Source organism: Streptomyces sp. SP18CS02 (genome assembly GCF_036322365.1).
GTDB lineage: Bacteria > Actinomycetota > Actinomycetes > Streptomycetales > Streptomycetaceae > Streptomyces.
The window spans coordinates 276,299-290,954 of sequence record NZ_JAQYXC010000297.1 but is presented as its reverse complement, the minus strand read 5'-3'; the positions used below and the strand labels follow the sequence as shown (position 1 = coordinate 290,954).

10 protein-coding genes are annotated in these 14,656 nt (G+C 75.7%); 8 read left to right on the top strand and 2 right to left on the bottom strand.

Translation table 11 applies throughout. The features are described from left to right. The first annotated feature begins 23 nt into the window (after positions 1-23). Together PUR26_RS29985 and PUR26_RS29980 are read left to right on the top strand one after the other, a co-directional pair. Positions 24-1,022 carry an ABC transporter substrate-binding protein gene (locus PUR26_RS29985; protein WP_329877158.1) on the top strand — a complete coding sequence of 333 codons (999 nt, stop codon included), beginning with the start codon at positions 24-26 and terminating at the stop codon, positions 1,020-1,022. Then, the gene (locus PUR26_RS29980) at positions 1,019-3,082 is read left to right on the top strand and encodes an iron ABC transporter permease (RefSeq protein ID WP_329877156.1); all 2,064 of its coding nucleotides are present in this window, start codon (positions 1,019-1,021) and stop codon (positions 3,080-3,082) included. Before PUR26_RS29985 ends, PUR26_RS29980 begins: the two co-directional genes overlap by 4 nt. A 413-nt stretch (positions 3,083-3,495) precedes the next feature. Here the strand turns inward: PUR26_RS29980 and PUR26_RS29975 are convergent, their stop codons facing one another. Both PUR26_RS29975 and PUR26_RS29970 read right to left on the bottom strand, forming a co-directional pair. Next, entirely contained in the window at positions 3,496-4,869 is a 1,374-nt protein-coding gene (locus PUR26_RS29975; protein WP_329877154.1) for a cryptochrome/photolyase family protein, read from the bottom strand. Beyond that, the gene (locus tag PUR26_RS29970) at positions 4,866-6,428 is read right to left on the bottom strand and encodes an SDR family oxidoreductase (protein WP_329877153.1); all 1,563 of its coding nucleotides are present in this window, start codon (positions 6,426-6,428) and stop codon (positions 4,866-4,868) included. Before PUR26_RS29970 ends, PUR26_RS29975 begins: the two co-directional genes overlap by 4 nt. Before the next feature lie 109 nt (positions 6,429-6,537). Here PUR26_RS29970 and PUR26_RS29965 point away from each other — a divergent pair, with 109 nt between their 5' ends. The 6 genes from PUR26_RS29965 (at position 6,538) to PUR26_RS29940 (ending at position 14,615) form a co-directional block, all read left to right on the top strand. Continuing rightward, a complete protein-coding gene (locus PUR26_RS29965; protein WP_329877152.1) occupies positions 6,538-7,035 on the top strand; it encodes a MarR family winged helix-turn-helix transcriptional regulator in 498 nt (165 codons plus the stop codon). Positions 7,036-7,428: 393 nt separating this feature from the next. Continuing rightward, complete coding sequence (locus PUR26_RS29960) at positions 7,429-9,534, top strand: MMPL family transporter (RefSeq protein ID WP_329877151.1); 2,106 nt, start codon at positions 7,429-7,431, stop codon at positions 9,532-9,534. Between the two features lie 125 nt (positions 9,535-9,659). After that, positions 9,660-10,976 carry a polyprenyl synthetase family protein gene (locus tag PUR26_RS29955; protein WP_329877150.1) on the top strand — a complete coding sequence of 439 codons (1,317 nt, stop codon included), beginning with the start codon at positions 9,660-9,662 and terminating at the stop codon, positions 10,974-10,976. Continuing rightward, positions 10,973-12,553: a phytoene desaturase gene (locus PUR26_RS29950; RefSeq protein WP_329877149.1), complete on the top strand. Its 1,581-nt coding sequence runs from the start codon at positions 10,973-10,975 to the stop codon at positions 12,551-12,553. The genes PUR26_RS29955 and PUR26_RS29950 overlap by 4 nt, the downstream gene beginning before the upstream one ends. Beyond that, positions 12,550-13,587: a phytoene/squalene synthase family protein gene (locus PUR26_RS29945; protein WP_329877148.1), complete on the top strand. Its 1,038-nt coding sequence runs from the start codon at positions 12,550-12,552 to the stop codon at positions 13,585-13,587. The genes PUR26_RS29950 and PUR26_RS29945 overlap by 4 nt, the downstream gene beginning before the upstream one ends. Then, complete coding sequence (locus PUR26_RS29940; RefSeq protein WP_329877147.1) at positions 13,584-14,615, top strand: DUF5914 domain-containing protein; 1,032 nt, start codon at positions 13,584-13,586, stop codon at positions 14,613-14,615. Before PUR26_RS29945 ends, PUR26_RS29940 begins: the two co-directional genes overlap by 4 nt. The last annotated feature ends 41 nt before the right edge of the window (positions 14,616-14,656 follow it).

Here is a 14,656-nt window from a genome sequence, read left to right as displayed (position 1 = left end):
CGCACAGTAAGGAACCACCGCTCATGCGCACACCACGTACCTTCACCACGCTCCTCGCGGCCACCGCGCTGGCGCTCACCGTCGCCGGCTGCGGCTCGGCGGGCGACGAGGCGGGCGGTAAACGTGCCGGCGACGGCAAGGACACGACGGCCGCCGGGGGCGGCGCCGTCACGGTCTCCCATCTGAAGGGCTCCACCACGCTGGACAAGCCCGCCTCCAGGATCGTCGCCCTGGAGTGGACCTACGCCGAGGACCTGCTGGCCCTCGGGGTGTCGCCCACCGGAGTGGCGGACGTCAAGGGGTACGACCAGTGGGTCACCGGCGGCCCCCGGTTCGCTTCGTCCGTCAAGGACGTCGGCACACGGCAGGCGCCCAGCCTGGAGACGATCAAGGTGCTGAAGCCGGACCTGATCATCACCTCGAAGGTGCGCTCCGAGGGCAACTACGAGCAGCTGAACAAGATCGCGCCGACTCTGATGTTCGACCCGTACTCCACGGACAGCGAGTTCGAGGAGATGCGCGCGACGCTCAGGACCATCGGGACGGCGGTCGGCAAGGCGGACGCGGCCGACAAGGCCCTCAAGGACCTGGACGGCAGGATCGCGGCGGCGAAGAAGAAGATCGCCGACGGCGGGAAGGCCGGCGGGGAGGTGACGGTGGCCCGTGGCTACACCACCGACGGCGCGGCGGTCGTGGAGGTGCTCACCGACTCCACCATCCCCGGCGGGCTGCTGCCCCGGCTGGGCCTGAAGAACGCGTGGACCGGCAAGACCGACGCGTACGGCATGAGCAAGGTCGACGTCGAGGGCCTCAAGCCGGTCGAGAAGTCGAGCTTCGTGTACGTCGCCGCCAAGGACGACGACGTCTTCGCCACGTCCCTGCCGAAGAACGCCCTGTGGAAGAACCTGGACTTCACCAAGGGGGACCGCGTCCACGGCCTCGACCCGGGCACCTGGTTCTTCGGCGGGCCGTTCTCCACGGCCCAGGCCGCCGACGAGATCGCCGGCGCCCTCACTTCATGACGGGGATCGCTTCCACCGCACCGGGCCGGACCGGGAAGGCGCTGCGCCTCCCGGCCGGACCGGCCGTGATCGTCATCGGCGGGGTCCTCGCCCTCGTCCTGGTCGGCGCGCTGCACCTGGGCCACGGGCGCAGCGGTGTCGGCCTGCCGGAGCTGCTGGGGCTGCTCGTCGGCGGGGACGACCCGGAGGCCCGCTCGGTGCTGCTGGGCGGGCGGCTCCCCCGGACGCTGGCCGGTCTGGTGGCCGGGGCGGCGCTCGCCCTGTCCGGCTGCCTGCTCCAGTCGTCGGTACGCAATCCGCTGGCCTCGCCGGACACGCTGGGGGTGACGGCGGGCGCCTATCTCGCGGTCGCCGTCAGCGCCATCACCGGGTTCTCCCTGGGCGATCTGCCGCGCGGGGGCGTGGCGTTCGCCGGCGGGCTGCTCGCCGCGGGGCTCGTCCACACGGTGGCGGGCGGCTCACGCGGCCGGCCCGCCCATCTGGTGCTGGCCGGGGTGTCGGTGACGCTCGCGCTGTCGAGCGTCACCGCGGTGCTCGTGGTGCTGTTCCAGGAGGAGACCGGTGCGGTCTTCTTCTGGGGGCACGGCTCGCTGGCCGTCGCCGACAGCGGGCGTTCGCTGACCGTGCTGCCGCTGCTGGCGGCGGGGCTCGTGGGCGGGCTGCTGCTCGCCCGTACGCTCGACATCCTCGGCACGGGCGACGAGACCGCGCGGGGGCTGGGCGTGAACGTCGGCCGTACGCGGCTGACCGCCGTGGTGCTGTCCGTACTGCTGGCCGCGCTCGCGGTGTCGGTGACCGGGCCGATCGGGTTCATCGGCCTGGCGGCTCCCCATCTGGTGCGGATGGCGGGGGTGCGCAAGCACGCGGCGCTGCTCCCGGCGGCCGCGCTGTGGGGGGCGACCCTGCTGCTCGCGGCGGATCTGCTGGCCCGGGTCACCTCGCCGACCGGGAACGAGGTCGCGGCGGGCGTGGTGACCGCGCTGTTCGGGGCGCCTCTGTTCCTGTGGCTGGCCCGTCGGCTGCCCGCCGAGCCGGCGGCGCCCGGGACGGTCATGCCGGGGCGTCGGGGACGGCGGCTGCCGTATCCACCGCTGCTGGCGGCCGGGGCCGCGCTCGTGTGCCTGCTCCTGGCCGGTGGGCTGGTGCTCGGCGACATCGCGGTGCCGCCCGGGGAACTGCCGCGCCTGCTGATGGGCGGCGGGGACGGCCTGCTGCGCGCGGTCGTGCTGGAGTACCGGCTGCCACGGCTGCTGGTGGCGGCGCTCGCGGGGGCGCTGCTGGCGGTGGCGGGGGGTGTGGTGCAGACCGTCTCGCGCAACCCGCTCGCCGACCTGACCGTCATGGGGGTGAGCGGCGGGGCGGGCTTCGGTGCGGCGCTGGTGCTGGTGGCGCTGCCGTCGGTGCCGTACGCGATGCTGCCGGTGGCGGCGCTGCTGGGCGGTACGGCGGCGTTCGCGCTGACGTACGGGCTGGCGCGGCGCAAGGGCTCGGTGGCTCCCGAGCGGCTGGTGCTGGTGGGTATCGGTACGTTCGCCCTGACGACGGCGGCCACGAACTACCTGGTGGTGGGCGCCCGGTTCCAGGTGGCGCAGGCGCTGACGTGGCTGTCGGGGTCCACCTACGCCCGGGACACCACGGATCTGTCGGTCCTGGCGGGCGCGGCGGTGGTCGGGGTGCCGCTGCTGCTGCTCTCGTTCCGCCGGCTGGATCTGCTGGCGCTGGGCGAGGACACACCACGCACGCTCGGGCTGCCGCTGGAGCGCACGCGCCTGGCGGTACTGGTGCTGGCGGTGGCTCTGGCGGCGTGCGCGGTGGCCGTGGTGGGAACCGTGGCGTTCGTGGGTCTGGTCGCGCCGCATGCGGCGCGGATGCTCACCGGGTCGCGGGCGCACCGGCTGCTGCCGACGTCCGCGCTGCTGGGTGCGGCGCTGATGGTGGCCGCCGACACGGTGGGCCGGACCCTGATCGCGCCGGCGGAGATTCCGTCGGGGCTGCTGGCGGCGCTGATCGGAACGCCGTATTTCGTCTGGCAGTTGAGGCGGGGACACCGGACGGGATGAGCCGCCGTCCGTCCGGTGCCCCGCCGGGATGTCCGGGCGGGCCCGCCAGCCCGCCCGGACGGTCGTTCCACCCCTGCGGCGCCCATGGGGAGGCATGGGCGACGCCGCCGCGGGGTGGGTGGCCGCCTCCGGTCCGCGCGGTGTCGCCGGAGGCGGCGCCCGTACCGGTACGGAGGCCGTGGACCGGGTCGGGTCCGGTCACGGGCGGGCGTCGCGGGGGGGGTGCGATCGCTCATGTCCCGCCCTCCGTATCGGTCGGCCCGTCCGGCCCTTGTCCGTGGGGGAGGCCGGGCGGGCTCGCTGATCAGAGTGCCGGGCGGGCGGTCGCCGTTCCCAGGGCGTGACGCCCACTCGCCATTGGTATGACCGGTGTGCCGGTCGCCGGTCCCCGGGCGGCGCGGCGCGCCGGCGGCTCACTCCCGGCCGCGGGCGAGCCTGAAGCGCGCCAGACCCTCGGCGAGGTCGACGAGGGGGTCGGGGTAGTCGTACCGGGCGCGCTCGGCCGCAGGGAGCTTCCACGGCTGGTGCACGGCCGGGCCCTCGATCCCGGCCAGCTCGGGCACCCAGCGGCGCACATAGTCGCCGACGGGGTCGTAACGCCTGCCCTGGAGCACGGGGTTGAGGACGCGGTTGGGCCGGGAGTCCGTCCCCGTCCCGGCCACCCACTGCCAGTTGAGCTGGTTGTTGGCGATGTCTCCGTCGACCAGCAGGTCCAGGAAGTGCCGGGCGCCGACGCGCCAGTCGACGTAGAGGGTCTTGGCGAGGAAGCTGGCGGTCAGCAGCCGGCCTCGGTTGTGCATCCAGCCCTCGTGGGCGAGTTGCCGCATGGCCGCGTCGACCACCGGATAGCCGGTACGGCCCCGCTTCCACGCCTCGATCTCCTCCGCCGCCGTGTTCTCGGTGCGCCAGCGGTCGTGCCTCGTGCGGTAGTCGCGCGCGGAGGCGGCCGGACGGGCGGCGAGCACCTGGCGGTGGAAGTCCCGCCAGCACAGCTGCCGGACGAACGCCTCGGCGCCCGCTCCCCCCTGCCGCCGTGCCCGGTGGACGGCCTCGGTGGCGGACACCGTGCCGAAGTGCAGGTGCGGGGAGAGCCGGGAGGTGGCGTCGCCGGCCAGGTCGTCGTGCCGGCCGCCGTACTCCCGCTGTCCGTCGCGCTGCCAGGCCGCGAGCCGTTCGCGCCCCTCCCGCTCGCCGCCCCGCGCGAGCCCCTCGGAGACGCCCCGCACGTCCGTCCGGGAGGGGATCGGCTCGGAGGCGATGCCGTCGGGCACGCGCACGGTACGGGGGGCGGCGAGCGGTTCGCGCGGCCGCCGCTCGCTCCAGCGGCGGAAGTACGGGGTGAACACCGCGAAGTGGTCGGAGCCGCCGGGGGTGACCGCGCCGGGCGGCAGCACGGTGACCACCGCGTCGTGGACCGCCAGGGCGCGGCCGTCCGCCTCCAGGGCGGTCCGCAGCCGCTCCTCCCGGCGCTGGGCGTAGCGGCTGTGGTCGGCCGCCATGTGGACCTCGTGGGCGTCCGCCTCGGCGGCGACCTCGCACACCACCCGCGCCAGGTCCCCCGACCTGACGACCAGCCGTCCGCCCCGCCGGCGCAGGCCCGCGTCGAGGTCGTGCAGGCAGTCGGCGAGGAACGCCCGCCGGTTGGGCGCGGGGAAGCCGGTGGACGCGATGGCGTCGTCGAGGACGAAGAGCGGCACCACCGGTGCCCCGCGCCCCGTGGCCGCCCGCAGCGGCGGATGGTCGTACAGCCGCAGGTCGGCGGTGAACAGCACGACCGACACGCTCATGACGACACCCCTTCGGGGCCGGGGACGGGCTCGGTGCCCGGCTGCCGCCCGGCGGACTCCCCGGCGGACTCCCTGGCGGCCGCCCGCGCGATGTTGCGGGCCATGCCGCCGAAGACCACGGCGTGGAAGGGCGAGACGCTCCACCAGTAGGCGTGGCCGAGCAGGCCGTGCGGGTGGAACAGGGCCCGCTGCCGGTAGCGGGTGCGTCCCGCGCGGTCCCGTTCGGCGTACATCTCCAGCCAGGCCAGGCCGGGCAGCCGCATCTCGGCGCGCAGCCGCAGCAGCCTGCCCGGTTCGATCTCCTCGACCCGCCAGAAGTCCAGGGAGTCCCCGACCCGCAGCCGGTGCGCGTCGCGGCGGCCGCGCCGCAGCCCCACGCCGCCGGACAGCCGGTCGAGCCAGCCCCGCACCGCCCAGGCCGGCGGGAAGGAGTACCAGCCGTTGTCGCCGCCGATGCCCTCGATGACCCGCCACAGCGCCTGGGGCGTCGCGTCGACGGACAACTGCCGCCGGTCGGTGTAGAGGCTGCCGCCGGCCCAGTCGGGGTCGGTGGGCAGCGGGTCGCTGGGGGCTCCCGGCACGGAGGCCGACGACCAGCGGGTGGTCACCCGGGCCTCCCTGACCCGCTGGAGGGCGAGCCGGAGCGCCTCGTCGACGCCGGCGGGCCGGCCGGGCGGGTCCGGGACGTACTGGGCGATGTCGTGTTCCCGGCACACCACTTCGTGGCGCAGCGACTCGGCGAGCGGCCGGGCGATCGCGTGCGGTACGGGGGTGACGAGGCCGACCCAGTGGCTGGACAGGCGCGGTGTCAGCACGGGCACCGGCAGGATGAGGCGGCGGGGCAGGCCGGCGATCGTCGCGTACCGCTGCATCATGCCCCGGTAGGTCAGGACGTCGGGGCCTCCGATGTCGAAGGTGCGGCTGACGTCCTCGGGCATGTCCGCGCTGCCGACCAGGTAGCGCAGTACGTCGCGTACGGCGATCGGCTGGATGCGGGTGCGCACCCAGCTCGGGGTGACCATGACCGGGAGCCGTTCGGTGAGGTAGCGCAGCATCTCGAAGGAGGCCGAGCCGGAGCCGATGATGACGGCGGCCCGCAGCACGGTGGTGGGGACGCCCGAGTCGAGCAGGATCCTGCCGACCTCGGCGCGCGAGCGCAGATGGGGCGAGAGCGCGCGCTCCGGTACGCCGGCCGGTGCGAGGCCGCCCAGGTAGACGATCCGCCGGACGCCCGCGGAGCGGGCCCGGCGGCCGTAGATGGCGGCGGCCCTGCGGTCGGTCTCCTCGAACCCGGAACCGGTGGTGAGGGCGTGGACCAGGTAGTAGGCGACATCGACCCCCTTCATCGCCTCGCGGACCGAGTCCTCGTCGGTGACGTCGCCCGTCACCACCTCGACCCGGCCGGCCCATGGATGGTCCCGCAGCTTCTCGGGCGAGCGCGCCATGCAGCGGACCCGGTGGCCGGCGTCGAGCAGCTCGGGCACCAGGCGCCCGCCGATGTAGCCCGTCGCACCGGTGACCAGGCACAGGGAGCCCTGGGTGTCGCGCGTGTCGGTCATGGGAGCTCCGTCCGTGGGGTACGTCTCTTTTGCCCTGTTCCAGACTCCCCTATCGCGCGTCCGGACGGCTCGGGACGGACGCGTCGGCGGGTTTCTATAGGCTGACCGGGTGGCCAGTACAGATGACCGAGCGTCGGAGGGCTCCGCGCCGGGCGGGGCGGCTCCGGCGGATCTCTACGCGTACGCGGTGCAGCTGCGCCGGATGAACGGCGAGATCAACCGGCTGGTCCACGGCTTCGCCCTCCGTCAGGGCCTGCACGCCACCGATGTGCAGGCGCTCGCGGCGATCCTGGACGCCGACGCGCCGCTGACCCCCGGGCGGCTGCGGGAGCACCTGGGGCTGACCTCGGGCGCGGTCACCGCGTGTCTGGACCGGCTGGAGCGGGCCGGTCACATCCGCCGGTCGCGGGAGAGCGCGGACCGCCGGGTGGTCCACATCCACTACGTGGAGGAGGCCAAGCCGGTGGCCCGCTCCTACTTCCAGCCGCTGGCGCGGGCCACCGAGAACGCCCGGGAGGGTTTCACGGGCGAGGAGCTCGCGGTGGTCCTCCGCTTCCTGGTCGCGATGAACGAGGAGCTGACGGAGCTTCGGGTCCCGCGCCGCTGAACCGGCGGCCGCGTCCGGCGGCGCACCCGGCGGCAGGCCCGCGCCCGGTCGCCCGCGGGCGGGCCGGTGCGCGGGAGGCTTGTCGGCGGGTTCCCTGGGGGCGGCGTCGCCCGCCCGGCCGGCGCCGTCCGGGCGGAGCCCCGCGTGGGCCGGCGAGGGCGCCGCCGCCGTCGTGACCCGCACCGCGCCGCGGGCGTACCCGGCGGCGGGACCCGCGGCCGGGTTTGATCCGGGAGCATGCGGCGACACGGCTGGAGAAGAGCCCGGAGGCGAACTCGACGGTGAGCCCCCGCAATCCGGGGCCGTGGGCGGCGCGCGGAACCGGACACCCTATTATCTCTCAATGATTGAGATTGTTTTTCGTTGAGATATTCTCTCTGCGCGAGGAGTGCGATGTCACCCACCACCCGAAACGTCCGGCGCCTGCTGTTGCCGGTCGTCCTGCTCCTCGCCTGGCTGGCCGTCGGCGGGGGCCTCGGCCCGTACGCCGGGAAGCTGGGCGAGGTGGCCACCAACGACCAGGCCTCCTTCCTCCCGCGGAGCGCGGAGTCCACGCGCGTGCTGGACGCGCAGCGGGACTTCCGCCAGGAGGAGTCGCTGCCCGTGATCGTCGTATGGACCGCGAACGGGGCCGCCCCGGGCGGGCGGGTCGACCCGGCGCGGCAGGGAGAGGCGACCCGCGCGCTGGCGTCCCTCACCGGAACGCCCGGCGTGATCGGCCGTGCGACACCGGCCCTGCCCTCCGAGGACGGGCAGGCCCTCCAGGGCGTGGTGCAGCTGCGGCCCGACCTGGACGAGGCACTCCCCGACGTCCTGGAACGCGTGCGCCAGGCCGCCGACGCCGTACCCGGGACGACCGCTCTGCTGGGCGGCCCGGCGGCGACCCAGGCCGATCTGGGGGACGCCTTCGCCGGCATCGACGGACTGCTCCTGGTGGTCGCCCTGATCACCGTGTTGCTGATCCTGCTGCTCGTCTACCGCAGCGTGCTGCTGCCCCTGGTCATCATCCTCGGCGCGGTGTTCGCCCTGGGCCTGGCCTGCGCCGTCGTGTACGCCCTGGCGGAGGGTGACGTGGTGCGGGTCGACGGGCAGGTACAGGGCATCCTGTCCATCCTGGTGATCGGCGCGGCCACCGACTACGCCCTGCTGCTCACCGCGCGCTTCCGTGAGGAACTGACCGCCCGCGACGACCGGTTCGCCGCCATGCGGGCGGCGCTGCGGCAGTCCTTCGGGCCCATCACGGCAAGCGCCGCCACCGTCGCCCTGGGGCTGCTGGCCCTGCTGCTGAGCGACCTGACCAACAACCGCGCCCTCGGCCCGGTCGGCGCCATCGGCATCGTCTGCGCCGTGCTGAGCACGCTGACCTTCCTGCCCGCGGTGCTGGTGCTGCTGGGCCGCACCGCCTACTGGCCCGCCCGTCCCAAGCAGGACGGGGCCGGCGGGCACACCGTGTGGGCCAAGGTCGCCGCCGTGGTGGACCGCGCCCCGCGCAAGGTCTGGGCCATCACCCTCGCCGCGCTGCTGGCCTGCGCGGCCTTCGCCCCCACCCTCAGCACCAAGGGCGTCCCGCTGGACGAGATCTTCGTGAACGACACTCCCTCCGTCACCGCCCAGGCCACGCTGAGCAAGCACTTCCCCGGCGGATCCGGCAACCCGGCGGTGGTGATCGCCGACGCCGGACGGCTCGCCCGGGTGACCGCCGCGGTCGAGGGGACCGACGGGGTGGCGTCCGCCGCGCCCGTGACCGCCTCGGGCCGGCCGGGGCAGGGCGCGCCGCTCGTCGTCGACGGCCGGGTGCGGATCGACGCCGTACTGGAGGACGCCGCGGACAGCGACGCCGCCAAGGACACGGTCGCCGCGCTGCGCGACGCCGTGCACGCCGTGCCGGGGGCCGACGCGCTGGTGGGCGGCTACACGGCGCAGCAGTACGACACGCAGCGCACCGCCGAGCACGACCGCGCCCTCATCATCCCGGTCGTGCTCGCGATCATCCTGGTGATCCTGATCGGGCTGTTGCGCTCGCTGCTCATGCCGGTGCTGCTGATCGCCACGGTGGCGCTGAACTTCGTCGCCACCCTGGGCGTGTCGGCCGTGGTCTTCCAGCACGTCCTGGGCTTCAGCGGCACCGACGCGTCCGTGCCGCTGTACGGGTTCGTGTTCCTGGTCGCCCTCGGCGTGGACTACAACATCTTCCTGATGTCGCGGGTGCGGGAGGAGTCCCTGCGGCACGGCACCCGGGAGGGCGTCCTGCGCGGTCTGACGGCCACCGGCGGCGTGATCACGTCGGCCGGTGTCGTGCTCGCCGCGACCTTCGCCGCGCTCGGGGTGATCCCCCTGGCGTTCCTGCTCCAGATCGCCTTCATCGTCGCCTTCGGCGTGCTGCTCGACACGCTCGTCGTCCGGTCGCTGCTCGTACCGGCGCTGGTCCGGGACATCGGGCCGAAGTCCTGGTGGCCCGGGGCGCTGAGCCGGCGCGCCGATGGTCCCGGGGAGGGCTGACCGGTCACGGACGGACGCGGCCACGGGGCGGGGCGGGGCGGGCGGTGATGAACTGCTCGTGCGGCTTCGCCCCGCATCCGTCGTAGCGCGGAGGTCCCGTCGGTCACGCGACGAAAGGAAGCGCGATGGTCCCCACCCGGTCGGCACGGCATCCCGCCGCGCGACAGCCCGCCGGACCCGACACCGCCGGACCCGCTTCCGACCCCGGAGGGCCCGGCCCCGCCGCGGCACCCACCGGACCCGGCCCCGCCAGGACGGGAGCGCCGGCCGACGGGCCGTGCGCCGCCGGGCCCGGGGCTGTCGACGCCGATGTGGCGGGGGCGGTGGGGCGCACCCTGGAGGAGCTGCTGGACGCCCGGGTCGCCGAGGCGGCCGCCATCGACAGGACCTTCGCCCAGGACATCGCGGCGCGGGTCGCCCGCTTCACGCTGGACGGCGGCAAGCGGACGCGCTCGCGGTTCCTGTGGTGGGGGCTGCGCGTGTGCGGGGGCGGCCGGGACGGCGAACGGGCCGGGGCGGCCCTGCGCCTGGGCGCCGCGCTGGAACTCATCCAGACCTGCGCCCTGGTGCACGACGACGTGATGGACGGTTCGGCCCTGCGCCGGGGCCGGCCGTCCCTGCACACCGCGCTGGAGGAGCGGTACGGCGCCGGCCGGACCCGCACGGCGGCCGTGGGGTTCGCCGGCTCGGCCGCGGTCCTGGCCGGGGACCTGGCGCTCTCCTGGGCGGACGACATCGTGGCGGGCACCTCGCTGCCCGAACCGGTACGGCTGCGCACCGGCGCGGTGTGGCAGGCCATGCGGACGGAGATGGTGGCCGGCCAGTACCTCGACCTGCACGCCCAGGCCACCGGCACCCGCTCCCTGGTGCGTGCCGTGCGCACCGCCTGCCTGAAGAGCGCCCGCTACTCGGTGGAGCGGCCCCTGGAGCTCGGTGCCGCCCTCGCCGGCGCGGACGAGCGCACCGTCCGGGCGCTGCGCTCGGCGGGGCGCTGCGCGGGGCTCGCCTTCCAGTTGCGCGACGACCTGCTGGGCGTGTTCGGTGATCCCGACCGCACGGGCAAGCCCGTGGGCGACGACATCCGGGACGGCAAGTCGACCTGCCTGGTCGCCTTGGCGCGTTCCCGGGCGGACGGGGAGTCGCTCGCCGTCCTCGACGCCGCGCTCGGCGATCCGGAGCTGACCGGGAGCGGCCTCGCCCGGGTCAGGTCCGTGCTCGTGGAGACCGGGGCGCGCGCCGCCGTGGAGGCCCGCATCGAGCGGCTCACCGAACTGAGCGCCCGGCACCTGGACACGGTCCCCGCCGAGCCGGGTCCCCGCCGCCGGCTGGAGGAGCTGCTGCGTGCCGTGGCCGGCCCGCCCGGCTCACCGGGGCACCCGGGCGGCGATCCGTCCCCGGCGCCCGGGTACGGGGCCGCGGGCGGGCCGGGCGGGGGCCGATGAGGACCGTCCCGGGGCCCACGGACCATGTCGTGGTCGTCGGTGCCGGGCTCTCCGGTCTGTCGGCCGCGCTGCACCTGCTGGGCGCGGGGCGGCGGGTCACCGTCGTGGAGCGCGCCCGGGAGCCGGGCGGCCGGGCCGGGCTCGCCGAGGCGGGCGGCTACCGCATGGACACCGGTCCCACCGTGCTGACGATGCCGGACCTGGTGGAGGAGGCGTTCGCGGCCGTCGGCGGGACGCTGCGGGACCGGCTGGAGCTCATCCCGTTGCACCCCGCCTACCGCGCGTGCTTCGCCGACGGGGCGGTGCTGGACGTCCACACCGGGGCGGAGGCGATGGCCGCCGAGGTCGAACGGTTCGCCGGGGCCCGCGAGGCCGCGGGCTACCGGCGGCTGCGCGACTGGCTGGAGCGGCTGTACCGGGTGCAGATGCGCCGCTTCATCGACGCCAACTTCGACTCGCCGCTGCACCTGCTCAACACCGACCTGGCACGGCTCGCCGCGCTCGGGGGCTTCGGCCGGCTCGACGCCCGCGTCGGCGGGTTCCTGACCGACGAGCGGCTGCGGCGCGTCTTCTCCTTCCAGTCGCTGTACGCCGGGGTGCCGCCGGCGCGTGCCCTCGCCGCGTACGCCGTCATCGCGTACATGGACACGGTGGCGGGCGTCCACTTCCCGCGCGGCGGCATGCACGCCCTGCCGCGCGCCATGGCGGGCGCGGCCGTCGACGCGGGCGCCGAGGTGCGGTACGGGGAGGAGGTGACCCGGCTGGAACGTTCCGGCGCCCGGATCACGGCCGTCGTCACCGACCGGGACCGCATCCCGTGCGACGCGGTGGTGCTCACTCCCGATCTGCCCGTCGCCTACCGTCTGCTGGGGCACCGGCCGCGCCGGCCACTGCCGCTGCGCCACTCCCCCTCGGCGGTGGTCCTGCACGCGGGGACCGACCGCACCTGGCCCTGGCTGGCCCACCACACGCTGTCGTTCGGGGCGGCCTGGCACGGCACCTTCCGGGAACTCACCCGTACCGGACGGCTCATGTCGGACCCGTCCCTGCTCATCACCCGCCCCACGGCCACCGACCCGTCCCTGGCGCCGCCCGGCCGCCATCTGCACTACGTCCTGGCGCCCTGCCCCAACACCGACATCGGGCCGAGCGTCCACGAGTGGCACGACCTGGGGCCCCGCTACCGCTCCGCACTGCTCGCCGAGCTGGAGCGCCGGGGGATGGCCGGGCTGGGCGCCGCCATCGAGCAGGAGTGCCTCGTCACGCCGGTGGACTGGAGCGCCCAGGGGCACGCGGCGGGCACGCCGTTCTCCGCCGCCCACACCTTCGCCCAGACCGGTCCCTTCCGTCCGCGCAACCTGGTGCGCTCCGCCGAGAACGCGGTGCTCGCGGGGTGCGGCACCACGCCCGGGGTCGGCGTGCCGACCGTGCTGATCTCCGGGAAGCTCGCCGCCGCCCGGATCACCGGCCCACCGCCGCGCCCGGGGCAGCGGCCCTCCCCCGTCCGCCGAAGCGCCGGAGCGCGCCCCGCGTCCGCCTCCGCCGCCCGCACCACCCTGGAAGGCAGGCCCGAGTGACCGACCGTGAGCTGGACGCCGCGGGCATCGCCGAACCGTCGCTGCGCGCCGCCTACACGCACTGCCGCCGGCTCAACGCCCGTCACGGCAGGACCTACTTCCTCGCCACCCGGCTGCTCCCGGCCGCCCGGCGCCCGGCCGTGCACGCGCTGTACGGCTTCGCCCGCCGGGCCGACGACATCGTGGACGACCTGGGCGACACGGCGACCACGGCCGAGCGGTCCGCGGCGCTGGGCGCGCTCCAGGCGCAGCTGGACCGGGCGCTGGGCGGCGGGGACACCGAAGAGCCGGTGGTCCGGGCGCTCGCCCACACGGCCGCCGTGTACGGCATCGACCGGCGCCACTTCGCCGACTTCCTGGCGTCGATGCGGTCGGACCTGGTGGTCACGGACTATCCGACGTACGACGACCTGTGTGCCTACACCCACGGCTCGGCGGCGGTCATCGGTCTGCAGATGCTGCCCGTGCTGGGCACCGTCGTGCCGCGCGAGGAGGCGGCGCCGTGCGCGGCGGCGCTCGGTGTGGCGTTCCAGCTGACGAACTTCCTGCGCGACGTGGGCGAGGACCTGGACCGGGGCAGGGTGTACCTGCCGGCCGACCTGCTGGCCGCGCACGGTGTGGACCGGGAACTGCTGAGCTGGAGCCGGGTCACCGGGCTGGGCGACCGCCGGATCACCTCGGCCCTCATGGCCGCCGCCGACCTCACCCGGGGCGTGTATCGCAGGGCGGCGCCGGGACTCGCCATGCTGGACCCGGTGTCGCGGCCCTGCATCCGTACCGCGTTCGTCCTGTACGGGGAGATCCTGGACGCCATCCGCGACGACGGCTGGGCGGTGCTGCACCGCCGGGCGGCCGTCTCCCGGCGCCGACGCGCGGTGGTCGCCGCCGACGGCCTGGTCCGGCTGGCGTCGGCGCGGGTACGGGCCCGGGTCGCGTCCGGTGCGCAGGGCTGTGCGCCGAGCCCCGCGCCGGGGCCGGACGGGGGCAAGGCCCCCGTGCCGCTCGGCGGCTCCGCCCGGAAGGGGACGGCGTGAACGCCGGTCCCCGCCCCGGGCGGTACCCGTTGCGTCTGCGCCGCGGCTCCGAGCCCTGGGAGCGTCAGCGGCCCACCTGGCGCGATGCCCGGCCCGGTCTCATCGCCGACGCCCTCAAGCGCGCGCGGGCCCGTCCCTCCGGCAATTGGTACGTCCTGGGCGCGGCCCGTGACATCGGGCCGGACCGGCCGCTGGGCCGGACCGTCGGCGGCACGGAGGTCGTCGCCTGGCGCGGCGCGGACGGGGGACTGCGGGCGGGCCCCGGGGCCTGCCCGCACCTCGGGGCGCCCCTGAAGGAGGGCCGGGTGCGCTGCGGCACGCTGCTCTGCCGCTGGCACGGCCTGGCCCTGGAGGGCGGCCCGTTCGCCGGCTGGGAGCCCTTCCCCGTGTACGAGGACGGGGTGCTGGCGTGGGTGCGGCTGGACCGGGTCGGCGGCGAGGAGCCGCTGGAACGTCCGGTCGTGCCGGTGCGGCCCGACCCGGCGGCGGCGGTCGTGGCGGTGTGGACCGGCGTGGGGCGGTGCGAGCCCGACGACGTGGTCGCCAACCGGCTGGATCCCTGGCACGGCGCCTGGTTCCACCCGTACTCCTTCGTGGACCTGGCGGTCGTCCGGGCTCCCGACGCCACCGGCCGCGACGGCGGCGAGGGCCCGGCGGGCGAGGAGGACGGCTTCGTCGTCGACGTGTCGTTCAGGGTGGCCGGCCGGGCGGTGGTGCCGGTCCGCGCCCTGTTCAGCGCGCCGGAACCGAGGACCGTCGTCATGCGCATCACCGAGGGCGAGGGCCGGGGTTCGGTCGTCGAGACCCACGCGACTCCGCTCGGCCCGGACGCGTGGGGAAGGCCCCGCACCGCCGTGGTGGAGGCGTCGGTCGCCGTGTCGGACCGCCGGGGGTTCGCCCTGGCGCGGTCGGCGGCGCCGCTGCTGCGGCCGTTGATGCGGGCGGCGGCGGGCCGGCTCTGGCGCGACGACCTCGCGTACGCCCGGCGGCGCTGGGAGCTGCGCAGCACCGGCCGCTTCCCGGGATGAGCCGGGCGGGGGCGGCGGGCCGCTCCGGGGCCCGCGCCAAC